Below are 23,559 nucleotides of genomic sequence, written 5' to 3' on the forward strand. Positions count from 1 at the left end.
CAACCTCGTGGCCCACCGCGACGACTCCGTCGAGACCATCCAGCAGGAGCTGACCGCCTTCGCCCGGCGGGCCCGCGCCACCGCGGCCCGCATCCACCCGGAGCTGTCGCTGGTCTCGTACACCCTGCTTGCGCACCTCGATGACCAGCAGGGATGCCGGGCAACGGACCTCGCGGCGCACTACCTCCTGGACAAGTCAACGGTCAGCAGGCAGATCGCCGCGCTGGAGAAGCTCGGGTTCGTCGAGCGCCGCCTGGATCCCGCCGACCACCGCGTCCAGGTGCTGCATCCCACAGCGGAGGGCGCCCAGGTGCTGGACAACGCCTCGAACAGCCGCCGGCAGGCGTTCCACGAGCGGCTGGCCGACTGGAGCGCGGCGGATCTCAACCGCTTCGCGCTGTACCTGCTGCGCTACAACGCCGCCCAGAAACGGCTCGGCTGACCGCCGCCGCCCCATGGCGGCCCGGCGCCCCGGTGCGCGCTACTTCCGGAAGCGCTCCGGGCACTGCCCGCCTTCGGCCAGGTAGGTCTCGGCCCAGCGGGCCAGTTCCTTGAGTGAGGGCTCCATCGCCCGGCCCGCTTCCGTCAGCCGGTAGGCGACCCGCAGCGGAGGACCGGCGTCCACTTCGCGTACCACCAGGCCGGTCGCCGCCAGCTCCATGAGGCGGTCGGACAGCATCCGCTCACTGATGCCGGGAATCGCCCGCCGCAGGTCGGCGAAGTGCACAGGACCCGGCATCAGGGTGGCGACGATCAGGCCGGTCCAGCGTTTCCCGAACAGCTCGAAGACGCGCGTCATGCCGCCGTCGACCTGCCTGCACGTCGCCTCGCTGTGATCCGCCATGCCCTCAGCGTACCGCTTTCCCGTTGGCTACTGCGGAAAAGTAAGTACCTGTGTTATGAATAGTGACGTACGGAATTCAACCATCGTGCCGCGGCCTCGCCCGCCGGCCGCGAACCTCTGAGGAACGATCACCATGGCCACGCTTCTGCACCTCGACTCCTCCGTCTTCCCCGAGACCGGCTCCGCCTCCCGCGCCGTGACCGCGGCCTTCCGCGACGCATGGCAGGCGCAGCACCCCGACGGCACCGTCATCTACCGCGACCTGGCCGCCGACCCGCTGCCGCACCTCGACGGGATCGCCGCGTCCGCCGGCTTCTCCGACCCCGCGACCCACTCCCCCGAGCAGCAGGCCGCCTTCGCGCTGCGCACCCGGCTCGCCGAGGAGCTGGAGCAGGCCGACGCGATCGTCATAGGCGCGCCGATGTACAACTTCACGATCCCCTCGACGCTCAAGGCATGGCTCGACCAGGTGATCATCATGGGCCGCACGGCCGGAGCCGAGCCGTCCGCCAAGGGCACCCCGGTCACCGTCGTCGCCAGCCGCGGCGGTTCGTACGCCCCGGGGACGCCCCGTGCGGGCTCCGACCACGTGCAGAACTACCTGGAGACCGTGCTGGGCGACGGCTTCGGCCTGGAGGTCGACTTCATCGTCCCGGAGCTGACCATGGCGCCCGCCAACCCGGCGATGGCCGAGCTGATCCCGAAGTACGAGGCTTCCCGCGAGAAGTCCCTCCAGGACGCCGCGTCGAAGGGCAAGGCCGTCGCCGAGCGCGCCACCGCCTGACGCCACGGCCACCGTGCCGGCCCACGGCACCGGCCCGCCCCGGGAGCGCCGCCTTCCCCGCGCGCCCCGGGGCGACGCGTACCGACGGCCCCCGGGAGGCCACCGCCGTCATCCCGCCGCCGGTGCCCGTCCGACACCCGCGGTCACCAGCGCCCCCACCACGAGCACGCCGCCCAGCCAGAGCACGCCCGCGGCGCCCCAGCCGTCCGCCGCCCGGCCACCGGCCAGCGCGCCCAGGGCGATGGCACCGTTGAACACCGCCACGAAGAGGGCCGAAGCCGCCTCACGCCCCTTGGGCGCCGCGGCCATCAACCAGGTCTGGGTACTGACCGACACACCCCCGTAGGCGAGCCCCCACACCGCGAGCGCCACCGCGCCGCCCGCGACGCCCCACGCGCGCCCGCACACCGGCAGCAGCAACACCGCCCCCGCCAGCACCGCGCAGATCACCAGCAACGCACCACGCGGCGACCGGGCCGCCCCCGCACCGGCCACGAAGTTGCCGACGAGCCCGGCGACGCCGAACACCAGCAGCAGGCTGCCGACCTGCGCGGCACCGGCCCCCGCCATCTCTTCCAGCACCGGCCGCACATAGGTGTACGCCGCGAAATGGCCCGTCACCAGGAGCGCCACCAGCACCAGCCCGGTCCGCACCGGCGCCCTGCCGAACAGCGCCAGCACCCCGCCGAGCCGCACCGCACCGGTGGACGGCAGCGACGGCAGCAGCAGGGCGAGCGCCCCGGCCACCGCGCCGCACACCGCGCCCATCGCCACGAACGCCGCACGCCAGCCGCCGAGTTCACCGACCAGCGTGCCCGCCGGTACGCCCAGCACCGACGCGGCGGCGACACCGCTGAAGATCAGGGACGTCGCCGCGGGCACCCGCCGCTCCGGCACCAGCCGCACCGCGAGTCCCGCCGCGAGTGCCCACACCCCGCCCATCCCCAGACCCACCAGCACCCTGGAAACCAACAGCACCACGACACCCGGAGCAGCCGCCGCCAGCAGATTCGCCGCCGCCAGCGCCCCCATCAGCGCGATCAGCACGGCACGCCGGTCCCACCGCCCCACCAGCATCGTCAGCAACGGTGCCGACACCGCGGCGACCAGCCCGGTGACGGTGAGCGTCAGCCCCGCCGTCCCGTCCGAAACCCCCAGGTCCCCGCCGATCGGCGTGAGCAGCCCCACCGGCAGCATCTCCGACGTCACCACCGTGAACGTCGCCGCCGCCAGCACACCCACGGCCGGCCAACCGCCCCCGGGGCGCCCCAACACGCCTTTTTCCCCCACCACTTCACCGGTCTTCGTCATGCCCCCAGCCAACGCCCGGCCGCCACGGGGAACAACGCCGAAGTTCTCACCCTTCCATGAGCAGGACTCATGGATCTTCCACGAGCAGAGCTTCCCGGCCGGCCGCCGCCGCGACCGGTCCGGCACCACCGAAGGGATCCCCGTGAGCGGCATGGAGCTTCGCGAACTGGAGTGCTTCCTCGTACTCAGCGAGGAACTGCACTTCGGCCGTACCGGCGAACGGCTCCGCCTCTCACAGAGCCGCGTCAGCCAGCTGCTGCGCGCCCTGGAGTCCCGCATCGGCGCCCGCCTCGTGGACCGCACCAGCAGACGGGTGTGCCTCACCCCTCTGGGAGAGGACTTCCGCACCACCCTGCGCCCCGCGTACGCGACCCTGCACGCCGCCTTCGACGCCACCCGCAGCGCCGCCCGGGGCATCGAGGGCACCCTCACCATCGGCTTCCAGGGCACCGTGGACGACCGCATCATGCGCGCCATCGACACCTTCCACACCCGGCACCCCGGGTGCGTCACCTCCCTCACCGAAATCCCGCTGTGCGACCCCTTCGGCGCGCTGCGCGCGGGCACGGTCGACATCGCCGTGGCCCTGCTGCCCGCCGCCGAGCCCGACCTCGTCATCGGCCCGGTCTTCGCCGCCCAGCCGCAGACCCTCGCGCTCTCCGTACGGCACCCGCTCGCCGCGCGCTCCGCCCTCACCGCGGAGGACCTCGCGTCCGTACCGCTGATCTCCATCGGCGGCCCGGCCCCGGCCTACTGGCGCCGGGCGCAGGCCCCCACAGCCACCCCCGCAGGCCGCCCGATCCCCCCGGGCCCCGCCGTCGGCACCCTCCAGGAGGGCCTCACCCTGGCCGCCACGGGCCGCGGAGCGATGCTGCTGTGCCGCCCCACCGCCGACTATCACGGCCGCCGGGACCTGACCTTCCTCCCCGTGTCCGGCCTGCCGGGCTCCGTCCTCGGCCTGCTCCACCGCGGCGCGCACGAGACCGCCAGGATCCGCGCCTTCGGCACCGCGGTCGCGGACGTGCTGACATAGCCCGCAACTCCCCGGCCCACCGCCCCCGTCGGACTTCCCGACGACGGAGCGCGCGGCCAACTGCCTTACGGGGTACGGAAGATCGCGCCCACGACGCCCCGCGAGCGATGGCTTCCGGACAGGAATGACCGGCGAGCGCGGCCGTTTCCGGACACAACGAGAGACCCCCGGTCTCCGGATTTCTCCGGAGACCGGGGGTCTCATCTGTGCGCGAGGGGGGAGTTGAACCCCCACGCCCTTTCGGGCACTGGAACCTGAATCCAGCGCGTCTGCCTATTCCGCCACCCGCGCATGGGTGCTGCCGAATGATTCTCTCACGCGATCCGGGCTTTTCGGTCCGGGTCTTGTGCGAGCGCCTTCCGACATGCAGAACATTAGCACGGCGTGGCGGGTGGTTTCACCTGCCCTTTCGTTGCCCCCGCAGCACGGTCCGCCGGCCCCTTCCCGGACGGCCGGCCGGTGTGGAAAGGTCCGGCACCCGGAGCGGACCCCGGCGCACCCGCCGTCCCAGGTGACCCGGCATCCCCGGGCCGGACGGGCACCAGCCGGACAGGGTCTCGGCCCCCCGCCCGGCAAGAGAGGTCGGCAGTTGCGGGACACTGTCTTCCGGGCACATCTACGATCGCAGTGCACAAGCAACCGGCCGAAGAACAAGGAAGCAGCGGGCAACCCTGTGTGGGGCGACACTCGTCACTCCGGGCAGGAAAGGGGAACCAGCCGATTTCCCGACGCGTGGATACGATCAGTAAGCAGTATCAGGACGACCCTGACGAAGCCTGAGGAAGGAGGTGTCCCGTGGGAGTACTGAAACGCTTCGAGCAGCGTCTTGAGGGGCTCGTCAACGGCACCTTCGCCAAGGTGTTCAAGTCCGAGGTGCAGCCCGTTGAGATCGCCGGTGCGCTCCAGCGCGAGTGCGACAACAACGCCACCATCTGGAACCGCGACCGCACGGTCGTCCCCAACGACTTCATCGTCGAACTGAGCACCCCCGACTACGAGCGGCTCAGCCCCTACAGCGGGCAGCTCGGTGACGAGCTGTCGGGCATGGTCCGCGACTACGCCAAGCAGCAGCGGTACACCTTCATGGGTTCGATCAAGGTGCACCTGGAGAAGGCCGACGATCTCGACACCGGCCTGTACCGCGTCCGCAGCCGCACCCTTGCCTCCAGCTCATCCCAGGAACAGCCGGGCCAGGCAGCCGGCCCGCGCGCCTCTTCGGCGCCGCGCGGCGGCTACACCGGCGGAGGTCACGTGGGCCCGCCCCCCATGCCCTCGTCCCCGCCTCCCGGCGCGCCGCCCGTATCCCGTACGGCGCCGCCAGGTGCAGGACCGCAGCCGCACGCACAGACCAGGCGCTGGGTCGAGATCAACGGCACCCGCCACCAGATCTCGCGCGGCACTCTCGTGCTGGGCCGCAGCACCGACGCCGACGTACGGATCGACGACCCCGGGGTTTCCCGGCGGCACTGTGAGATCCGCGTCGGCACGCCCCCCACGATCCAGGATCTGGGCTCCACGAACGGGATCGTGGTGGACGGGCAGCACACCACCCGCGCTAATCTCCGCGACGGTTCGCGGATCGTCGTGGGCAGTACCACCATCGTTTACCGGCAAGCCGAAGGGTGAAGCGGGGGCAATGTCAGAGCTGACCCTCACGGTCATGCGGTTGGGTTTCCTCGCCGTACTGTGGCTGTTCGTCATCGTGGCCGTTCAGGTCATCCGCAGCGATCTGTTCGGCACGCGCGTCACACAGCGCGGCGCCGCCCGGCGGGGCGGCCAGGAGGCGCGTACCCAGCGCCAGCCCGCCACTCCACCGCAGCAGCGCCGCCAGGACGGCGGTCGCGGCAACAACCGCCAGCGCCGCGGTGCCCCCACCAAGCTGGTGGTCTCCGAAGGCACCCTGCAGGGCACCACCGTCGCGCTCCAGGGCCAGACCATTTCGCTGGGCCGCGCGCACGATTCCACGATCGTCCTGGACGACGACTACGCGTCCAGCAGGCATGCCAGGATCTATCCGGACCGTGACGGCCAGTGGATCGTCGAGGACCTCGGTTCCACGAACGGCACGTATCTGGACCGGAGCCGGCTCACGACGCCGACCCCGATTCCGCTGGGAGCCCCGATCCGCATCGGCAAGACCGTCATCGAGCTGCGGAAGTAGTACGACAATGAGCGAGCGGAGCGAGCGAGCCGCGGCGGTCCACTCGACGGACCCGAGCGTGCTCCCGACCGGAGGGTGGGCAGTGTGGCTCGACGAGACCGGCTGTACCCCGAGCCGACGGGTGAGGTGCGCATGAGTCTGTCACTGCGCTTCGCCGCCGGATCGCACAAGGGCATGATCCGCGAGGGCAACGAGGACTCGGGCTATGCGGGCCCGCGCCTGCTGGCCATCGCCGACGGCATGGGCGGCCAGGCGGCAGGCGAGGTCGCCTCGTCCGAGGTGATCTCCACCCTGGTCCAGCTCGACGACGACGTACCCGGCTCGGACATCCTCACCTCCCTGGGGACGGCCGTGCAGCGCGCCAACGACCAGCTGCGGGTGATGGTCGAGGAGGACCCCCAGCTGGAGGGCATGGGCACGACCCTGACCGCCCTGCTGTGGACGGGTCAGCGCCTCGGCCTGGTGCACGTCGGCGACTCGCGCGCCTACCTCCTGCGGGACGGCCAGCTCACCCAGATCACCCAGGACCACACCTGGGTGCAGCGGCTCGTCGACGAGGGCCGGATCACCGAGGAAGAGGCCACGACCCACCCGCAGCGCTCGCTGCTGATGCGGGCGCTGGGCAGCGGCGATCATGTCGAGCCCGACCTGTCCATCCGGGAGGTCAGGGCCGGTGACCGGTACCTGATCTGTTCGGACGGGCTGTCCGGCGTGGTCAGCCAGCAGACGCTGGAAGAGACCCTCGCCGGCTATCACGGCCCGCACGAGACCGTGCAGGAGCTGATCCAGCTCGCGTTGCGCGGCGGCGGCCCGGACAACATCACCTGCATCGTCGCCGACGTCCTGGACGTCGACGGCAACGAAGCCCTGGCCGGGCAGCTCAACGACACCCCGGTCATCGTGGGCGCGGTCGCCGAGAACCAGAACCAGCTCAACGACCCGAGCACGCTCCAGACGCCGGCCGCCCGCGCCGCCGAGCTGGGCCGCAACAGGGACGTCCCGCAACAGGCCGCCCCCGGTGGCGCGTTCGGGCCGCCCGGAAGCGGCGACGGTGACATCGCCGGGCCGCCGCAGGGCTCGTTCGGCGCGTTCACCGACGAGGACTTCCTCAAGCCCGAGCGGCGCGGGAAGTGGCTCAAGCGGTCGCTGATCGCCGTCCTCGCGCTGGCCGTCGTCGGCGGTGGTCTCTACGGGGGCTACCGCTGGACGCAGACCCAGTACTTCGTCGGCGCCAAGGACGATCACGTCGCGCTCTACCGGGGCCTCAGCCAGGACCTGGCGTGGATCTCGCTGAACAAGGTCGACAAGGACCACCCCGAGATCGAACTCAAGTACCTACCGGTGTACCAGCAGAACCAGGTCAAGGAGACGATCCCGGCCGACAGCCGCGACGAGGCGACCGAGAAGGTCGCCGAGCTGGGCAAGCAGGCCGGCGCCTGCCTCGACAAGGCACAGCGGGAGGCCGCCGAGCGCGCCGCCGCGAAGGCCAAGGGCCAGGGCCAGGGCCAGGCCGACGGTACGCCGGGCAGCAAGCCGGGCAGCAAGCCCACCACCCCCGGCAGCAAGACCGGGAAGGCCGGCACCGGCGGCACCGTCGGCACGCTCGCGGCGACACCGACTCCCACTCCCACCACCAGCCAGGCCCCCTCCGAGGAGCAGCAGAAGCTGGAAAAGAATTGCAGCACCCAGCAGTGAGGGCGTAGGGGGCCGTTACTTTTATGAGCAGCAGTACCACCAACACCACCACCATCGGCACCATCGGAGCGCCCAGCCGCCGTAACACCGAGCTGGTCATGCTCGTCTTCGCGGTGCTGATCCCGGTGTTCGCGTACATCAACGTCGGCCTGGCCAAGGACCACACCGTCCCGGCCGGCGTCCTGGGCTACGGCCTCGGCCTCGGGCTGCTGGCCGGGGTCACCCACCTCGTCGTCCGCAAGTGGGCGCCGTACGCCGACCCGCTGATGCTGCCGATCGCCACGCTCCTGAACGGTCTGGGTCTGGTCTTCATCTGGCGGCTCGACCAGGAACCCTCACTGGGCAAGGCGATGGCGCCGAACCAGATGATGTGGTCCACCCTCGGCGTCGCGATTTTCCTCGGCATCCTGATCTTCCTCAAGGACCACCGCGTCCTCCAGCGCTACACCTACATCTCCATGGTCGTCGCGCTGGTCCTGCTGATCGCCCCGATGTTCTTCCCCGGTGTGAACGGCGCCAAGATCTGGATCTCCATCCCGGGCCTCGGCTCGCTCCAGCCCGGCGAGTTCGCGAAGATCATCATCGCGATCTTCTTCGCCGGCTATCTCATGGTGAAGCGGGACGCGCTGGCACTGGCCAGCCGCCGCTTCATGGGCCTCTACCTCCCGCGCGGACGTGACCTCGGCCCGATCCTCGTCATCTGGGCACTGAGCCTGATGATCCTGGTCTTCGAGACCGACCTGGGCACCTCGCTGCTCTTCTTCGGCCTCTTCGTCGTCATGCTGTACGTCGCCACCGAGCGCACCAGCTGGATCGTCTTCGGCCTGCTGCTCAGCGCGGGCGGCGCGGTCGCCGTGGCGACCTTCGAGTCGCACGTCCAGGAACGTGTGCACAACTGGCTCAACCCGCTGGCGCTGCTCAACGGCGGCGTCACCGAGACCGCCCAGGCCATGTACGCCTTCGGCTCCGGCGGCATCCTCGGCTCCGGCCTCGGCCAGGGCTACTCCCGGCTGATCCTCGGCATCGCGCCGAAGAGCGACTACATCCTCGCCACCGTCGGCGAGGAGATCGGCCTGGCCGGCCTGATGGCCGTTCTGCTGCTGTACGGCCTGCTGATCGAGCGCGGCCTCCGTACGGCGCTGGCGGCCCGCGACCCGTTCGGCAAGCTGCTCGCCGTCGGCCTGTCGGGCGCCTTCGCGCTCCAGGTCTTCGTCGTCGCCGGCGGCGTGACGGGCCTGATCCCGCTGACGGGTATGACGATGCCGTTCCTCGCCCAGGGCGGTTCCTCCGTGATCGCCAACTGGGCCCTGGTCGCGATCCTGCTCCGTATCAGCGACACCGCGCGGCGGCCCGCCCCGGCCCCCGCTCCGTCCACCGACGCCGAGATGACCCAGGTGGTCCGTCCGTGAACAAGCCCCTGCGCCGGGTCGCGATCTTCTGCGGCCTGCTCGTACTCGCCCTGCTCGTCCGCGTCAACTGGGTGCAGTTCGTGCAGGCCGACGACCTCAAGAACGACAAGTACAACCGCCGGGTCGCCATCGAGCGCTACAGCACCCCGCGCGGCGACATCATCGTCGACGGCAAGCCGGTCACCGGCTCGACGACCACCGGCAGCGGCGACTTCAAGTACAAGCGGACGTACACGAACGGCAAGATGTGGGCGCCGGTCACCGGCTACGCCTCACAGGCGTTCGACGCCAACTTCCTGGAGAAGCTCAACGACTCCATCCTGACCGGCACCGACGACAAGCTCTTCTTCAGCCGCACGGTCGACATGCTCACCGGCGGCAAGCAGGAGGGCGGCAACGTCGTCACCACCCTCAGCGGCAAGGCCCAGAAGGCCGCCTTCGAGGGGCTCGGCGACAAGAAGGGCGCGGTCGCCGCGATCAACCCGGAGACCGGCGCGATCCTGGCGCTGGCCACCGCCCCGTCGTACGACCCCTCCACCTTCGCGGGGATGACCGACAAGGACTCCAAGGCGTACAACGCGCTCCAGAGGACGAACAACCCGGACGACCCGACGCTCAACCGGGCGCTGCGCCAGACCTACCCGCCCGGCTCCACCTTCAAGGTGGTCACCGCGTCGGCGGCCCTGGAGAACGGCCTCTACACCGACATCGACGCCAAGACGCGCTCGCCGCTGCCCTGGACGCTGCCCGACACCGCCCACCAACCGCTGAACAACGAGGGCGACCTCCCCTGCGAGAACGCCAGTCTCCGTGAGGCGCTGCGGGTGTCGTGCAACACCGTCTTCGGCAAGATCAGCGCCGACCTCGGCAACAAGGCGATGAAGGAAGAGGCCGAGAAGTTCGGCTTCAACAACCCGAAGGTCGACACCCCGGTCCGGGCGTCCGAGAGCGTCTACCCGAAGGACAACCGGCCGCAGAACGCCATGGCGGGCATCGGCCAGGCGTCCAACCGCGCCACTCCGCTCCAGATGGCCATGGTGACCGCCGCGATCGCCAACGGCGGCAAGCTCATGCAGCCGTACATGGTCGAGAAGCTGGTCGCGCCGAATCTGAACGTCGTGCAGCAGCACACTCCCAAGGAGATGAGCAAGCCGCTGTCGCCGGAGAACGCGCAGAAGGTCCAGGACATGATGGAGACCGTGGTCGAGAAGGGCACGGGAACCACCGCCCAGATCGACGGCGTCAAGGTCGGCGGCAAGACGGGTACCGCCCAGCACGGCGAGAACAACAAGGACAACCCGTACGCCTGGTTCATCTCCTACGCCAAGACCGACAAGGGCACCCCGGTCGCCGTCGCCGTCGTCATTGAGGGCTCCGACACACTTCGCAACGACATCGCGGGCGGCAAGCTCTCCGCCCCGATCGCGAAGAGCGTGATGGAAGCGGTGCTCAGCGACAAGAAGTGACCCTGGGCATGGCCATACCGGTCGGATATCAGCTTGCGGCTACGGCCCGGCCCGGAGCAGTGCGCCGGGTACGGTATGCCCGGACAGCACACCGCCGGACCACACACGGGTGCGGTCGGGACTGACGGAGAGGGCTGGAGAAGCTTATGGAAGAGCCGCGTCGCCTCGGCGGCCGGTACGAGCTGGGCTCGGTGCTCGGCCGCGGTGGCATGGCCGAGGTGTACCTCGCGCACGACAGCCGCCTGGGCCGCACCGTAGCGGTGAAGACGCTCCGGGTGGATCTCGCCCGCGACCCGTCCTTCCAGGCCCGGTTCCGCCGTGAGGCCCAGTCGGCCGCCTCGCTGAACCATCCGTCCATCGTCGCGGTCTACGACACCGGCGAGGACTATGTCGACGGCGTCTCGATCCCGTACATCGTCATGGAGTACGTCGACGGTTCCACGCTGAGAGAGCTGCTGCACTCCGGGCGGAAGCTGCTGCCCGAGCGGTCACTGGAGATGACCACCGGTGTGCTCCAGGCGCTGGAGTACTCGCACCGGGCCGGCATCGTGCACCGCGACATCAAACCGGCCAACGTGATGCTGACCCGCACCGGCCAGGTCAAGGTCATGGACTTCGGTATCGCCCGCGCGATGGGCGACGCCGGAATGACCATGACGCAGACCGCCGCGGTCATCGGCACCGCCCAGTACCTCTCGCCGGAGCAGGCCAAGGGCGAGCAGGTCGACGCCCGTTCCGACCTGTACTCCACCGGCTGCCTGCTCTACGAGCTGCTCACCGTGCGTCCGCCGTTCGTCGGTGACTCCCCCGTCGCCGTGGCCTATCAGCACGTGCGCGAGGAACCGCAGAAGCCCAGCAACTTCGATCCCGAGATCACGCCGGAGATGGACGCCATCGTCCTCAAGGCGCTGGTCAAGGACCCCGACTACCGCTACCAGTCGGCCGACGAGATGCGGGCCGACATCGAGGCGGCCCTCGACGGGCAGCCGGTGGCGGCCACCGCGGCGATGGGCGCCGGCGGCTTCGACCAGGACCAGCCCACCACCATGCTGCGTCCGCAGGACCCGGCGGGGCAGACCTCCATGCTGCCGCCGATGAACCCGGACGACGGCGGCTACGGCTACGACGAGCGGGACGGCCGGCGCCGCGGCGGCTCATCCGGCGGCCAGAAGAAGAGCCACACCTCGACGATCCTGCTCGCCGTCGCCGGTGTGCTCGTCCTGGTCGGCGCGATCTTCATCGGCAAGGCGATGTTCAGCAGCAACAAGACCAGCGGGACGATGTCGGTGCCCCCGCTCATCGGCAAGACGCTGGACCAGGCCAAGGAAGCGGGCCGCAACGGCAACTTCAAGGTCGTCAAGGGCGGCAGCGAGTCCTGCGAGAACGCCGACAAGGGCCAGGTCACCAAGCAGGACCCGGAAGCCGACAGCGACATCAGCAAGGGCGACACCGTCACCGTCACGATGTGCACCGGGCCCGCCGAGATCACGGTCCCGAGCCTGACGAACCTCACCGAGGAAGACGCCAAGGCCGACCTCAAGGACAAGGGCTTCACCAACATCGAGACCCAGTCCGTCGTCGCCGACCGGGAACCCGGCACGGTGGTCTCCCAGGACCCGAAGGCGGGCACGAAGAAGCCCAAGGACACGACGATCACGCTGTCCATCGCCAAGGCGAGCCCGAAGGTCAAGGTCCCCGACGTCGTCGGCAACGACTTCGCCGCGGCGGAGAAGCAGCTGAAGGACCTCGGCCTCCAGGTGACCAAGCAGGAGCAGGACGTGTCCGACCCGGCGCAGGTCGGCAAGGTCACCGCGATGAACCCGCCGGGCACCACCGAGGTCGACAAGAACTCGATGGTCACACTGACCGTCGGCAAGGCCGCCGCGCAGACGCCGGTGCCGAACGTGGTCACCCAGAAGGTGAAGGACGCCAAGAAGGCGCTGGAGCAGGCGGGATTCACCAACATCCAGTTCGCCGACGGCAGTTCCGATGACGACAACGCCCGCGTCATGTCGCAGGACCCCGCGGGACAGACCCCGTCCGACCCGAAGTCGACGACCGTGACGCTGACCACCATCGGTGGCGGCGGCGATGACAACGACGACGGCGGCATCCTCGGCTGGCACCACTGACGGCCCGCTGTGGCCCCGGCTCCCGGGGCCACAGCGCCGAACGTACGACTGAGCCCCGGCGGCCCTGGAAAGGGCCAACGGGGCTCACGTCATGGCTGCCCGCCCCGCCGCGTCGGCAGCACCGCCGCGGATGCGCCTCAGCGGAGCTCCGGGGGCGGCGTACGGTCGGCGTCGACCTTCTCCGTGCGTTCCAGCTCGCCCCAGACGATGTAGCGGTAGTCCGAGGTGTAGACCGGAGTGCAGGTGGTGAGCGTGATGTAGCGGCCCGCCTTGTGCTTGCCGGACTCCTTGGGGACCTCGTCGAGGACATCGACGTTGTACTTCGAGGTCTGGGGGAGCGTCGCGTAGACCTTGTAGATGTACCAGGTGTCCTTCGTCTCGAAGACGATCGGATCGCCGTCCTGGAGCTTGTCGATGTTGTGGAACTTGGCGCCGTGACCGTCGCGGTGGGCGGCGAGCGTGAAGTTGCCCTTCTTGTCCTGCGGCAGCTCCGACTTGACCGGCTTGGTGTAGTAGCCGGCCACACCCTCGTTGAGGATCGTGTCTTCGGTGCCCTGCTTGACCAGCACCTCGCCGTTCTTCATGGCCGGTACGTGCAGGAAGCCGATGCCGTCCTTGGTGTCCAGCTTTCCCGGCCCCTTCGGCCCGCTGGACGCCCAGTGCTTGCGCACCTCGTCACTCTGCTTGTGGGAGGCGCGGTCGGCGAGGACGTTCGTCCACCACAGGGAGTAGACGACGAAGAGCCCCAGGATCAGCCCCGCGGTGATCAGCAGCTCACCGAAGACGCTGATCACCGAGGCGATCGCCCCTCGCACCCGGCGTGGACGGCGTGACGGCGTGGACCGGTCGATGTCCTGTTCGTGGTCCGTGGCAGTCACCGCGTAATACCCCTCTTACCTTCGGTCAGCCGGTGAGCGCTTCCGGTTCGCCCTTGCTCCGCGGTCGCTCGTCGACCATCTTGCCCCAGACGATCATCCGATAGGTACTGGTGAATTCCGGGGTGCAGGTCGTCAGCGTGATGTAGCGGCCCGGCCCCTTGAATCCGGAAGCCTGCGGCACCGGTTGGATGACGCTGACGTTCTGCGGACTGGTCTGCGGGAGGATGCTCTCCATCTGGTACGTGTAATACGTGCTCTGCGTCTCCACAACGATCTTGTCGCCCGGAGTGAGCTTGTTGATGTAACGGAACGGCTCGCCATGGGTGTTGCGGTGGGCGGCAACCGAGAAGTTGCCCTTCTTGTCCCACGGCATCGCGGTCTTGATTCCGCTGCTCTTGTCGTAGTGCCCGACCATGCCGCGGTCCAGCACCGAGTGCTTGTCGATGCCCTCGGCCACCGGCGCCTTCACGTCCAGCTTGGGGATATACATGATCGCGAAGCGTTCGCCGGGGGTGAGCGTCTTCTTCTCCTCGCCACCCTCGTCCCAGGTGTGCTGGAGGGTGCTGGCGGCGCCACCGGCCTCTTCGTTGGCCAGCACGTTCGTCCACCACAGCTGGTAGGTCACGAACAGCAGCATCAGCACGCCGAGCGTGATGAACACCTCGCCCACAGCGCGGCTGGCGATCAGGCCGAGACTGTCCTTGGCGGCTCGGGCGGCGCGACGGGCCTCCAGCCGCGAGGTGGGCGCGGGCGGCGGCTCGGCCGCGGCTGACGCGGTCGCCGCACCACCGCGCTTGCCGCGCCTGCCGCCGCGCTTGGCCGCTTGCTGGGCGGCCTTGCGCCGGGCAGCACGACCGCCCGGAGCCGGATCGGTTTCACGTGAAACCGACAGGCCCATCGTCGAGTCGGTTTCACGTGAAACGTCGTCACCGTCACCGCCCGCGTGGCTCTTGCCGCCGGTCGCCGCAGACTCCTCGGCCTGACGCAGCGCCATGGTCGACTCGTCCAGCCCCGGGCCGGGGTGGGGGGACGGGACCGGAGAAGCGGGCGGGGGCACCGCCGCGGAACGGAAGGGGCGGGCCGCGGCCGGGCGCGGTGCCGCCGGCTCACCGCCGGAGAACGGATCGGCGGCGGGAGGGACGGATATCGGGTCGCCGTGCACCGAGTGGGGCTCTTGGCCGGTGCCGTAGCCCGCTTCACGGCCGGTGCCGTAGGCACTGCCGGACCTCGGGGCGTAGCCGCCGTCGTAGGGCTGTTCCCCGCTGTGGGGAGCGGTCGCCGCCTCGTCGGCCGGCGGCTGTGTCTGCGGCGTCTGGGGGTGCGGGCGGAACCAGGGCGAGCCCTGTCCGCGCGGCGCCTGCCGGGCCTGTTCGCTGCTGGGCCGCGCCCCGGTCCGGCCCGCGGGGCCCTGCTGCTGCCCCGTTGAGCTGTCCGGCCCGCTCGGGGCATCGGCCGTGCCCGCGCCGTACGTCCCGGCCGGGCCCGGCAGCGGGTCCGTCAGCGGGTCGTTGAGCTGTCCCACCGCCGCCTCGAAGGCCGCGTCGCCTCCGTACGTACCGGCGGCCTCGTACCCGGGCGACGGCTGGTCGTACGGATCCTGGGACCTGCCGTCACGCTCGGGGCGCGTGGTGGTCACGCGCCGGCCTTGCCGACCACCGGGGCAAGCCCCGTCGAGCGCTCCGCCGCTCCCGTGTCACCGCACTCCACCAGCCAGTTGGCGAGCATCCGGTGGCCCCATTCGGTCAGCACCGACTCGGGGTGGAACTGCACGCCCTCGACGGGCAGTTCACGGTGGCGCAGCCCCATGGGAATGCCGTTGTCGGTCCAGGCGGTGACGGTCAGTTCGTCCGGCACGGTGCCCTGCTCGACGGCCAGCGAGTGATAGCGGGTGGCGGTGAAGGGCGAGGGCAGGCCGCGGAAGACACCGGCGCCCTCGTGCGAGACCAGCGAGGTCTTGCCGTGCAGCAGCTCGGGGGCCCGGTCCACCACGCCGCCGTAGGCGACCGCCATCGACTGCATGCCCAGGCAGACGCCGAACACCGGGACGCCGGTCTTCGCGCAGTGCCTGACCATGTCGACGCAGACACCCGCCTGCTCGGGGGTGCCGGGGCCCGGGGAGAGCAGCACGCCGTCGAAGCCGTCCTGGGCATGGCTCAGGGCGACCTCGTCGTTGCGCAGTACCTCGCATTCGGCGCCCAGTTGGTAGAGGTACTGCACGAGGTTGAAGACGAAGCTGTCGTAGTTGTCGACGACCAGAATGCGTGCGCTCATCGGACGGCTGCCATCCCTTGATCGACCGTGACGTCATTGAAGGGGAGCAGCGGCTCCGCCCACGGAAAGACGTACTGGAAAAGCACGAAGACGACCGCCAGCACCAGCACCAGTGAAATCAGCGCCTTCACCCACGTGTTGCCCGGCAGATGCCGCCAGATCCAGCCGTACATGCTGTCGCTGCCCCTACTTGCCGATGACGATGACGATGTCGATTGCCCCTCCAGACTAAGGGGAGAGGGTGGGGGCACGTGGGTCAGCCGGGCAAAGCCGATGGCCTTCCCTGTGCCACGGGTTGGGTGGAATCCAGATGCGCCCAGGTGATCAGCCGGTGGCTGTGGCCCCATTCCGGTTCGCAGGTCGTCAGCGTCAGATAGCGGCCTGGGCCGTTGTATCCGGAGGCGCGGGGCACCGGGTCGATCACACCGATGTCGCTGGGCAGCGTGGTGTACGGCCGCCTGTCGATGCGGTACGTGAACCAGGTGGTGCCGTCGGTCAGGACCACGGCGTCGCCCGGCCGCAGCCGCGGGAAGTCCTTGAACGGGTCGCCGTAGGTGCGGCGGTGCCCGGCGACGGCGAAGTTGCCGACCGCGCCGAGCCGCGCGGTGCCCGCGTAGTGACCGAGGCCACGCTTGAGCACGTCGGTCGCGGTGCCTTCGATGACGGGCTTGGACCAGTCCGCCCCGAAGCGCGGGATGTACATGGCGGCGAAGGGCCTGCCCGCTTCGTAGGGGCACGGCCGGGCGGACGGCGCGGGGCCGGGTGCGTCGTGCTGCCCGGCGGCCGGGGCGGCCGACCACTGCTTCCGCAGCGTGCCCAGTTCGCCGTCCATCGCGCTGTCGGCCCGCACTCCGGTCCAGAACAGGGTGTAGACGACGAGGAGGACGATCAGGGTGCCGGCGGTGACGCAGATTTCGCTGAGCGTCCGTACGATCCACCGCACCGTCATACCGGCCCCGCCCCTTCCCGCCGGCCCGGCGGGGCGGGCTACGGCTTCACAGGCTGTGCGTAGTGGAGCTCCACTGTGCCGGAGTAGCCGGGAAGAGTCACCGCCTCGTGCTGCTCGACTTTCCAGCCCAGGCCGTAGGCGTTCACGTACTGCAGGTAGTTCTGGATCGCGGGCGAGGCGTTGAGTGCCTTGTTCAGTGCCTCGCGGTCGCCGACCGCGGTGATCTTGTACGGCGGTGAGTAGACGCGGCCCTGGAGGATCAGGGTGTTGCCGACGCAGCGCACCGCGCTGGTGGAGATCAGCCGCTGGTCCATGACCCGGATGCCCTTGGCACCGCCCTGCCACAGCGCGTTCACCACGGCTTGCAGGTCCTGCTGGTGGATGACGAGGTCGTTGGGCTGCGGCTCGGGGACGCCGGGGATCTTGGCGCTCGCGTTCGGCGGGGCGTCGGTGAGGGTGACGGACATGCCCTGGCCGTGCAGTTTCTCGGTGCCGGCGTTCTCCTCCAGGGCCTTGACCTTGGCGTCCTGGGCCTTGGAGCTGCCGTTGTCGCGCCGGGCGAGCGCCTCGACGTCCTCGCGCAGGGCGGCGTTGCGCTCGTCGTGCGTACCGTTCTTCTGGCTGCGTTCCTGGATGAGGTCCGACAGCCGGAGCATGGAGTCGTCCGAACGCAGGTCCGTGCCACGCGCGGTGTCAAAGCTCAGCCAGAACATCAGCCCGGCGAGGGCGAAGACGGCGAGAGTGAGCAGACGCACAGGCCGCAGGCGCGAGCGGGACGGGCGGGCGGAGGAGTCGGCAGAAGTGCTCAACGTACCCTTGCTCCTTACGACGCCGCGGAAGCACTACGCTAACGGACGCCCTGGGGCGAGGACCCGCTCCCCGGCGCATCCATCCGGCTCCCATCCCGTACGCCCCCGCGTGGAAGGGGGCACCTCCCGCTCGAGGGAAGTCGAGAGTGGGGGAGCAGCGCATCGACAGGAGAGTTCCTCGTGCCGAAGTCACGGATCCGTAAGAAGGACGACTTCACGCCGCCGCCGGCGAAGACCACCAGCCTGAAGGTGAACTCGGGCCGTGGCTGGGTCGCGCCGCTGATGCTGGCGATGTTCCTGATCGGTCTTGCCTGGATCGTGCTGTACTACGTCTCCGAGGCCGATCTGCCGATCAAGGCCATGGGCAACTGGAACATCGTGTGCGGATTCGGCTTCATCGCGGTGGGCTTCGGCGTCTCCACGCAGTGGAAGTAGCGCAAGCCCTGCCCAAGGCCATCCACACGGTTATCCACAGTCGGGGAAAACTTCAGAAGATCTGTGGATAACCTCTCGGACGTTGACGCCGGTGTGACCTGTCACACCCGCGTCGAGCCCGTCGCTCCCCCTGCTCTTACTGGGGAAACACAGGTCCGTACGGTCCGGGGCCGACGTTCCCCACAGCGTGCACAAGATCCGCCACGCGCTGTGGACAACTTGACGGAACGGGGCCCCGTGCCCTAGTTACCCCCAGCCCGCCGAGACGCCGATGCCCCTTCAGCCCACGAGCTGGAGGGTCCGTACCCACACCACGGCGACGACCGCCAGCAGCGCGACCACACACGTCAGGGTGTGCACCAGCGTCCGGCGGTCACGCGGCGCGTGCACCATGCCGTACGCGACCGCGGCGCCCACCACCAGTCCGCCGACGTGCGCCTGCCAGGCGATATTCGGCCACAGGAAGGTGAAGACGAGGTTGAGGGCGAGCAGGATCAGGACCGGCTTCATGTCGTGGTTCAGCCGGCGCAGCAGCACCGCGGTCGCCCCGAGCAGCCCGAAGATCGCGCCGGAGGCACCGAGCGAGGGCTGGTTCTGCGCGGCGAGGAGATACGACAGGGCGCTGCCGCCGAGCCCGGCGATCAGGTAGAGCGCCACGAAGCGGACCCGGCCGAGCGCCGCTTCGAGGGGCGGGCCCAGCCACCACAGCGACAGCATGTTGAACGCGATGTGCGCGACCTGCTGGTGCAGGAACATCGCGGTGACCAGGCGGTACCACTCGCCCTCCGCGACGCCGACGAGCCGGTACTGATCCGGGTCGAAGGCCAGGCCGATCAGGTCGAGGCGCCCGATCAGCCCGTCGTCGGCCGCGGACACCGCGATGAAGAGGGCCACGTTGAGGCCGAGCAGGATCTTGGTGATCAGCCGCGGGTCGGCGGCGACCACGCCGCCGGCGATCGTGCGCGGCGCCGTCGCGTGCGCCGAGTGCCCGGTGCCGCTGCCGCCGCGTACGCAGTCCTGGCACTGGAAGCCGACCGAGGCGCTGACCATGCACTCCGGGCAGATCGGCCGCTCACAGCGGGTGCAGTGGATGCCGGTCGCACGGTCCGGGTGGCGGTAGCAACCGGGGAGGCCGCGCTCGCCGTCCGCGTTCTGCGGCTCCTGTGGGCTGCCTGGCACCTGATCCATCGGTCCCTCGTCCTCTCTGCGGCTGAGCGCGTCATCACAGCACACCCGCCGGTCGCCCGGCCAGCGCCCGCGGCGGGCGTCGCGGCCTTCCTGCGCCGCCCGGACACGCTGTGCGCCCCGCCTGGTCTACGACCGGGCGGGGCGCAATGGTTCCCTCGGGCTCGATGCCCACGTGCGTCAGCCTTCGCGGGTCTCCACGACGACCGAGTCGATGATGACGTCCTGGAGGGGACGGTCGGTGCGCGGGTTGGTCTGGGTGCCGCCGATGGCGTCCACGACCTTCTTGCCGGCCTCGTTGCTGACCTCGCCGAAGATGGTGTGCTTGCCGGTCAGCCAGGCGGTCGGCGCGAGCGTGATGAAGAACTGCGAGCCGTTCGTGCCGGGGCCCGCGTTGGCCATGGCCAGCAGGTACGGCTTGGTGAAGGCCAGCTCGGGGTGGAACTCGTCGGCGAATTCGTAGCCGGGCCCGCCGGTGCCGTTGCCCAGCGGGTCGCCGCCCTGGATCATGAAACCGCTGATGACACGGTGGAAGACGGTGCCGTCGTACAGCTTGTCCGTGGACTTCTTGCCGGTCGCCGGGTTGGTCCACTCCCGCTCACCGGTGGCGAGTTCGACGAAGTTCTTGACCGTCTTGGGTGCATGGTTCGGCAGCAGCCGAATCTCGATGTCGCCCTGGTTGGTCTTCAGGGTGGCGTAGAGCTGCTCAGCCACGGATCTACCTTCCATAAGTCTTCGCTGTCGGTTCCCGATCCTCGCACGGGGCGGCTCAGCTTTCGCCCGGCCGCCGCTCTTCGGGCGGCACGACGGCTCTTTTCCGCCGCCGCCCCGCCGGCCGCCGCCGACGACGCGTGGCGTTCCGTCCCATCCGGGGCGCGGTGCGGCAAATCGTGGCATTGTCACCCCAAGGCTTCCGGAAGGTCCCCGATGACCCGGATGCCCGCCAGCACCTGCCGTACGAGGAGCGAGCGGGCATGATCTTCAATCGGGTGGACAGGCGACACAGCAGACATGGGGGAGCAGCCCCCACAGACCCGGACACGCCACCGAGGAGGAGGATCCCGTGACCCGCAAGGACAGCGTGCGCGCCGCGACCGGTACGGCCAGGGACAGCGTGCGGCACGCCGCGGAGGCGGTGGCTCCGTATGCCGGTACGGCCAAGGACACCGCGATGCAGTTCGCCCAGGAAGCGCGTACGCGTATGACACCGATGGTGGCGGAGGCCGCCCACCAGGCACGCGCCCAGTACGACACACGTCTGCACCCGCGGATCGAGCACGCCCGCGGTGCGCTGCCGCCCAAGGTCGACGCGGCGGCGACCCGTGCCGCCTGCCGCACCCGCAGCGCCGCCCGGCAGGCCGCCGACTACACCGCGCCCCGGGTGGAGAGCGCCGTGCACACCGCGCGCGCGGCGGCCGAGCCGGTGCGTGAGGAAGCGTTCGCCCGTGGCAGCGCCGCGCTCGCCGCGCTGCGCGGGCAGGTGACGGCGGCCGAGATCGAGAAGCTCGCGAAGAAGCACCGCAGGCGCTGCAGCGCAGGCAAGGCGGCCAAGCGGCTCGTGGTGCTCGGCATCCTGGCCGGCGGTGCGGTCGCCGCCTGGAAGTGGTGGGACAAGCAGGCCAACCCCGACTGGCTGGTGGAGCCGCCGGCCCCGACCGAGGTCGGCGACCGGGGCCGGCTCAGCTCGGTCGACGGCAGCGGGGGCGCCACGCTGGACCCCGATGTCCAGGCCAAGCAGGCCGAGGCCGACGAGCACGGCAACGGCGGCAAGGGCAGCAAGGGCGGCAGCAGCGCCTGACCGGCGGACGCGGACGTGCGTACGGTGCCCGTCACCCCACGGCAGGGTGACGGGCACCGCCGTGCCGGGAGCCACTACCGGGTGGCGCGCACGGCAGTGGCTCCAACCGGCCGACGGGCCCGCGACGAACGGGATTTCGGGCACCACGGCCGCCTCGCCCACCGCAACGAAAAGACCCCCTCCGGACCGCTGTACTGCGGTCCGGAGGGGGTCCGGCTGTGGAGCCTAGGAGAGTCGAACTCCTGACATCTGCCATGCAAAGACAGCGCTCTACCAACTGAGCTAAGGCCCCTTCGCGGACCAGGGTACCTGGTGTTCCGGTGGTTTCCCGACCGGGTATCGCCGGACACCGTCGCTCTCCGTAGGATGCACCGCGAGATTCGCGGCAGCGAAGCGGGATCGGGGAGATGGGGAGACGGCATGGACACAGCACAGCAGGAAGCCACCGCGCGGGCCCGGGATCTACAGCGCAGTTGGTACGGGGAGCCTCTGGGTGCGCTGTTCCGTCGTCTCATCGATGACCTGGGCCTCAACCAGGCACGACTCGCCTCCGTTCTCGGTCTTTCCGCGCCGATGCTGTCCCAGCTGATGAGTGGTCAGCGCGCGAAGATAGGCAACCCGGCCGTGGTGCAGCGGGTGCAGGCGCTGCAGGAACTGGCCGGCCAGGTCGCCGACGGCAGCGTGAGCGCCGCCGAGGCCACCGACCGCATGGACGAGATCAAGAAGACCGCCGGAGGCTCGGTGCTGAACAACACCGCGCAGGCGACGTCGTCGACCGGAGCGACGACGGTGCGGCGCGTAGTGCGCGAAATCCAGTCACTCCTGCGGTCCGTTTCGGACGCAGGCGACATCATCGACGCGGCGAACACCCTCGCCCCCACGCATCCGGAACTGGCAGAGTTCCTCAGGGTCTACGGTGCCGGTCGCACCGGCGACGCGGTCGCGCACTACGAGGCGCACCAGGGTTAGGCACGGCGCGGGGCCGCAGCGGAGCGTGCGGATTTCGGGAAAGCGGACGGGGCACCATGGGTGAGATCTTCGCCGGTCGGTACGAGCTGATCGACCCGATCGGACGCGGTGGTGTGGGCGCGGTCTGGCGTGCCTGGGACCACCGGCGCCGCCGCTACGTCGCGGCGAAGGTGCTCCAGCAGAGCGACGCGCACACGCTGCTGCGGTTCGTGCGCGAGCAGGCGTTGCGGATCGACCATCCGCACGTGCTGGCCCCGGCGAGCTGGGCCGCCGACGACGACAAGGTCCTGTTCACCATGGATCTGGTGAACGGCGGCTCGCTGGCGCATCTGACCGGTGATTACGGCCCGCTGCCCGCACGGTTCGTCTGCGTGCTGCTGGACCAGCTGCTGGCGGGGCTGACCGCGGTGCACGCCGAGGGTGTGGTGCACCGTGACATCAAACCGGCGAACATCCTGCTGGAGTCGACCGGCACCGGCCGCCCGCATCTGCGGCTCTCCGACTTCGGGATCGCGATGCGCAAGGGCGAACCGCGGCTCACCGAGACCAACTACGTGGTGGGCACGCCGGGTTACTTCGCGCCCGAGCAGATGTGGGGCGCCGAACCGGACTTCCCCGCCGATCTCTTCGCCGTCGGCCTGGTCGCGCTGTATCTGATCACGGGCGTCAAGCCGGACGCCGAGGCGCTGGTGGGGCGCTTCCTGGAGCACGGCGTCCCGAACGCGCCCGAGGGCGTGCCGGAGCCGCTGTGGCAGGTGCTGGCCACGCTGCTGCACCCGGACCCGGACGCGCGGTTCAAGACGGCGACGGGGGCGCGCAAGGCGGTGCTCTCCGCGGCCGAGCTGCTGCCCGAGGCGACGATCGAAGAAGAGATCGTCGAGGTCTTCGACCACATAGGGCCGCTGCCTTCCGGCTTCGGACCTGACGGGCCGCTCCGTACCGCGAAGGGCGGCGACGGCTCCGGCACCGCGCCGCCGACCGGACAGGTCTCGATGTCGGACACCGGGAGCTTCGTTCTCGCGCCTCCTGGTGGGCGGTTGCCCGTGCCGCAGCCGCCGGGCACCCCGCCGACGCCGGTGCCGCAGCCGGGTGCCACTCCGTCGGCGCCGCAGCCGGGATCCGCTCCGCCGCCGCCGCGGATGCCCGCCGCACCGGCCGTGCCGCCCCCGGGACCTGGCTACCGGCCGACCGAAGCGGTACGGAACGATCCGCCGGCGACCCGGCCGTACACGGCGGACCCGTACCCGGCCCCCGGACGGCCTCCGGTCATGGCACCCGGCGGGCACCCGCCCCCGGCACAGGCCGTCGCCGCACCGGCGAGACGACCGGGACCGCCCCCGAAGGTGGCGGTCCCGGTACTGATCGTCGCGCTGCTGTGCATCGCGTTCGGGGTCTGGGCGCTGCTCTCCTCCTGACGCGTCCGTCCTGGG

At 70.1% G+C, this 23,559-nt stretch carries 23 protein-coding genes and 2 tRNA genes; 13 read left to right on the plus strand and 12 right to left on the minus strand.

Annotated elements, in window-relative coordinates; genetic code table 11:
* Positions 1-7: 7 nt before the first annotated feature.
* Positions 8-442: a MarR family winged helix-turn-helix transcriptional regulator gene (locus ACIBK8_RS31310; RefSeq protein ID WP_399045587.1), complete on the plus strand. Its 435-nt coding sequence runs from the start codon at positions 8-10 to the stop codon at positions 440-442.
* A 39-nt stretch (positions 443-481) separates the two neighbouring features.
* On the opposite strand, the gene ACIBK8_RS31315 is transcribed toward ACIBK8_RS31310, so the two are convergent.
* Positions 482-844, minus strand: coding sequence for a winged helix-turn-helix transcriptional regulator (locus ACIBK8_RS31315; protein ID WP_393684325.1), 363 nt, complete (start codon positions 842-844; stop codon positions 482-484).
* A gap of 133 nt (positions 845-977) precedes the next feature.
* Here ACIBK8_RS31315 and ACIBK8_RS31320 point away from each other — a divergent pair, with 133 nt between their 5' ends.
* On the plus strand, positions 978-1,628 hold the full coding sequence (locus tag ACIBK8_RS31320) for an FMN-dependent NADH-azoreductase (RefSeq protein WP_399045588.1): 651 nt from the start codon (positions 978-980) through the stop codon (positions 1,626-1,628).
* Positions 1,629-1,736: 108 nt separating this feature from the next.
* Here ACIBK8_RS31320 and ACIBK8_RS31325 read toward each other — a convergent pair whose 3' ends face one another.
* Positions 1,737-2,939 carry an MFS transporter gene (locus ACIBK8_RS31325; RefSeq protein ID WP_399045589.1) on the minus strand — a complete coding sequence of 401 codons (1,203 nt, stop codon included), beginning with the start codon at positions 2,937-2,939 and terminating at the stop codon, positions 1,737-1,739.
* 142 nt (positions 2,940-3,081) lie between these two features.
* Here ACIBK8_RS31325 and ACIBK8_RS31330 point away from each other — a divergent pair, with 142 nt between their 5' ends.
* Entirely contained in the window at positions 3,082-3,972 is an 891-nt protein-coding gene (locus ACIBK8_RS31330; protein ID WP_399045591.1) for a LysR family transcriptional regulator, read from the plus strand.
* A gap of 207 nt (positions 3,973-4,179) precedes the next feature.
* Here the strand turns inward: ACIBK8_RS31330 and ACIBK8_RS31335 are convergent.
* Positions 4,180-4,263 (minus strand) — tRNA-Leu (locus ACIBK8_RS31335).
* A gap of 504 nt (positions 4,264-4,767) precedes the next feature.
* Between ACIBK8_RS31335 and ACIBK8_RS31340 the strand changes: the two genes are divergently transcribed.
* The 6 genes from ACIBK8_RS31340 to pknB all read left to right on the plus strand — a co-directional run bounded on the left by ACIBK8_RS31340 (position 4,768) and on the right by pknB (position 12,835).
* Positions 4,768-5,598, plus strand: a complete 831-nt coding sequence (locus ACIBK8_RS31340) for an FhaA domain-containing protein (RefSeq protein ID WP_399045593.1) — start codon at positions 4,768-4,770, stop codon at positions 5,596-5,598.
* A gap of 10 nt (positions 5,599-5,608) precedes the next feature.
* On the plus strand, positions 5,609-6,133 hold the full coding sequence (locus ACIBK8_RS31345) for an FHA domain-containing protein (protein WP_393684333.1): 525 nt from the start codon (positions 5,609-5,611) through the stop codon (positions 6,131-6,133).
* A 132-nt stretch (positions 6,134-6,265) separates the two neighbouring features.
* Positions 6,266-7,828 (plus strand): Stp1/IreP family PP2C-type Ser/Thr phosphatase, encoded by a 1,563-nt coding sequence (locus ACIBK8_RS31350; protein ID WP_399045595.1) that lies wholly within the window; start codon positions 6,266-6,268, stop codon positions 7,826-7,828.
* Between the two features lie 23 nt (positions 7,829-7,851).
* Complete coding sequence (locus ACIBK8_RS31355; RefSeq protein ID WP_399045597.1) at positions 7,852-9,237, plus strand: FtsW/RodA/SpoVE family cell cycle protein; 1,386 nt, start codon at positions 7,852-7,854, stop codon at positions 9,235-9,237.
* Entirely contained in the window at positions 9,234-10,703 is a 1,470-nt protein-coding gene (locus ACIBK8_RS31360) for a peptidoglycan D,D-transpeptidase FtsI family protein (RefSeq protein WP_399045599.1), read from the plus strand. Before ACIBK8_RS31355 ends, ACIBK8_RS31360 begins: the two co-directional genes overlap by 4 nt.
* 146 nt (positions 10,704-10,849) lie before the next feature.
* Complete coding sequence (gene pknB / locus ACIBK8_RS31365; protein ID WP_399045600.1) at positions 10,850-12,835, plus strand: Stk1 family PASTA domain-containing Ser/Thr kinase; 1,986 nt, start codon at positions 10,850-10,852, stop codon at positions 12,833-12,835.
* 137 nt (positions 12,836-12,972) lie between these two features.
* Here pknB and ACIBK8_RS31370 read toward each other — a convergent pair whose 3' ends face one another.
* From ACIBK8_RS31370 to ACIBK8_RS31395, 6 genes are all read right to left on the minus strand, one after another.
* On the minus strand, positions 12,973-13,713 hold the full coding sequence (locus ACIBK8_RS31370; RefSeq protein ID WP_399045602.1) for a class E sortase: 741 nt from the start codon (positions 13,711-13,713) through the stop codon (positions 12,973-12,975).
* A gap of 25 nt (positions 13,714-13,738) precedes the next feature.
* Positions 13,739-15,349 carry a class E sortase gene (locus ACIBK8_RS31375; protein ID WP_399045604.1) on the minus strand — a complete coding sequence of 537 codons (1,611 nt, stop codon included), beginning with the start codon at positions 15,347-15,349 and terminating at the stop codon, positions 13,739-13,741.
* Positions 15,346-15,984 carry an aminodeoxychorismate/anthranilate synthase component II gene (locus tag ACIBK8_RS31380; RefSeq protein ID WP_393684345.1) on the minus strand — a complete coding sequence of 213 codons (639 nt, stop codon included), beginning with the start codon at positions 15,982-15,984 and terminating at the stop codon, positions 15,346-15,348. The genes ACIBK8_RS31375 and ACIBK8_RS31380 overlap by 4 nt, the downstream gene beginning before the upstream one ends.
* A complete protein-coding gene (locus tag ACIBK8_RS31385) occupies positions 15,981-16,157 on the minus strand; it encodes a hypothetical protein (protein WP_033266980.1) in 177 nt (58 codons plus the stop codon). Before ACIBK8_RS31385 ends, ACIBK8_RS31380 begins: the two co-directional genes overlap by 4 nt.
* 83 nt (positions 16,158-16,240) lie before the next feature.
* Complete coding sequence (locus tag ACIBK8_RS31390; RefSeq protein ID WP_399045607.1) at positions 16,241-16,933, minus strand: class E sortase; 693 nt, start codon at positions 16,931-16,933, stop codon at positions 16,241-16,243.
* A gap of 38 nt (positions 16,934-16,971) precedes the next feature.
* The gene (locus ACIBK8_RS31395) at positions 16,972-17,742 is read right to left on the minus strand and encodes a DUF881 domain-containing protein (protein ID WP_399045608.1); all 771 of its coding nucleotides are present in this window, start codon (positions 17,740-17,742) and stop codon (positions 16,972-16,974) included.
* A 180-nt stretch (positions 17,743-17,922) separates the two neighbouring features.
* On the opposite strand from ACIBK8_RS31395, the gene crgA reads away from it, so the two are divergent.
* Positions 17,923-18,177 (plus strand): cell division protein CrgA, encoded by a 255-nt coding sequence (gene crgA / locus ACIBK8_RS31400; RefSeq protein ID WP_393684351.1) that lies wholly within the window; start codon positions 17,923-17,925, stop codon positions 18,175-18,177.
* Positions 18,178-18,456: 279 nt separating this feature from the next.
* On the opposite strand, the gene ACIBK8_RS31405 is transcribed toward crgA, so the two are convergent.
* Both ACIBK8_RS31405 and ACIBK8_RS31410 read right to left on the minus strand, forming a co-directional pair.
* Complete coding sequence (locus tag ACIBK8_RS31405) at positions 18,457-19,365, minus strand: rhomboid family intramembrane serine protease (RefSeq protein WP_399045610.1); 909 nt, start codon at positions 19,363-19,365, stop codon at positions 18,457-18,459.
* A 177-nt stretch (positions 19,366-19,542) separates the two neighbouring features.
* Positions 19,543-20,076, minus strand: a complete 534-nt coding sequence (locus tag ACIBK8_RS31410; RefSeq protein ID WP_399045611.1) for a peptidylprolyl isomerase — start codon at positions 20,074-20,076, stop codon at positions 19,543-19,545.
* A gap of 349 nt (positions 20,077-20,425) precedes the next feature.
* Between ACIBK8_RS31410 and ACIBK8_RS31415 the strand changes: the two genes are divergently transcribed.
* Positions 20,426-21,160 carry a DUF5324 family protein gene (locus ACIBK8_RS31415; RefSeq protein WP_399045613.1) on the plus strand — a complete coding sequence of 245 codons (735 nt, stop codon included), beginning with the start codon at positions 20,426-20,428 and terminating at the stop codon, positions 21,158-21,160.
* A 219-nt stretch (positions 21,161-21,379) separates the two neighbouring features.
* On the opposite strand, the gene ACIBK8_RS31420 is transcribed toward ACIBK8_RS31415, so the two are convergent.
* Positions 21,380-21,452, minus strand: a tRNA-Ala gene (locus ACIBK8_RS31420).
* Positions 21,453-21,580: 128 nt separating this feature from the next.
* Here ACIBK8_RS31420 and ACIBK8_RS31425 point away from each other — a divergent pair.
* Positions 21,581-22,129, plus strand: a complete 549-nt coding sequence (locus ACIBK8_RS31425) for a helix-turn-helix domain-containing protein (RefSeq protein WP_393684359.1) — start codon at positions 21,581-21,583, stop codon at positions 22,127-22,129.
* 56 nt (positions 22,130-22,185) lie between these two features.
* A complete protein-coding gene (locus ACIBK8_RS31430) occupies positions 22,186-23,544 on the plus strand; it encodes a serine/threonine-protein kinase (protein WP_399045616.1) in 1,359 nt (452 codons plus the stop codon).
* Positions 23,545-23,559 lie beyond the last annotated feature (15 nt).

The organism is Streptomyces sp. NPDC050161, from assembly GCF_044460025.1.
Lineage (GTDB): Bacteria > Actinomycetota > Actinomycetes > Streptomycetales > Streptomycetaceae > Streptomyces.

Excerpts from the sequence above, each read along its gene's own strand:
- ACIBK8_RS31315 (WP_393684325.1), bottom strand. The coding sequence starts at position 844 with ATGGCGGATCACAGCGAGGCGACGTGCAGGCAGGTCGACGGCGGCATG.
- ACIBK8_RS31320 (WP_399045588.1), top strand. The coding sequence starts at position 978 with ATGGCCACGCTTCTGCACCTCGACTCCTCCGTCTTCCCCGAGACCGGC.
- ACIBK8_RS31325 (WP_399045589.1), bottom strand. The coding sequence starts at position 2,939 with ATGACGAAGACCGGTGAAGTGGTGGGGGAAAAAGGCGTGTTGGGGCGC.
- ACIBK8_RS31345 (WP_393684333.1), top strand. The coding sequence starts at position 5,609 with ATGTCAGAGCTGACCCTCACGGTCATGCGGTTGGGTTTCCTCGCCGTA.
- ACIBK8_RS31350 (WP_399045595.1), top strand. The coding sequence starts at position 6,266 with ATGAGTCTGTCACTGCGCTTCGCCGCCGGATCGCACAAGGGCATGATC.
- ACIBK8_RS31355 (WP_399045597.1), top strand. The coding sequence starts at position 7,852 with ATGAGCAGCAGTACCACCAACACCACCACCATCGGCACCATCGGAGCG.
- pknB (WP_399045600.1), top strand. The coding sequence starts at position 10,850 with ATGGAAGAGCCGCGTCGCCTCGGCGGCCGGTACGAGCTGGGCTCGGTG.
- ACIBK8_RS31380 (WP_393684345.1), bottom strand. The coding sequence starts at position 15,984 with ATGAGCGCACGCATTCTGGTCGTCGACAACTACGACAGCTTCGTCTTC.
- ACIBK8_RS31385 (WP_033266980.1), bottom strand. The coding sequence starts at position 16,157 with ATGTACGGCTGGATCTGGCGGCATCTGCCGGGCAACACGTGGGTGAAG.
- ACIBK8_RS31390 (WP_399045607.1), bottom strand. The coding sequence starts at position 16,933 with ATGACGGTGCGGTGGATCGTACGGACGCTCAGCGAAATCTGCGTCACC.
- ACIBK8_RS31405 (WP_399045610.1), bottom strand. The coding sequence starts at position 19,365 with ATGGATCAGGTGCCAGGCAGCCCACAGGAGCCGCAGAACGCGGACGGC.
- ACIBK8_RS31425 (WP_393684359.1), top strand. The coding sequence starts at position 21,581 with ATGGACACAGCACAGCAGGAAGCCACCGCGCGGGCCCGGGATCTACAG.
- ACIBK8_RS31430 (WP_399045616.1), top strand. The coding sequence starts at position 22,186 with ATGGGTGAGATCTTCGCCGGTCGGTACGAGCTGATCGACCCGATCGGA.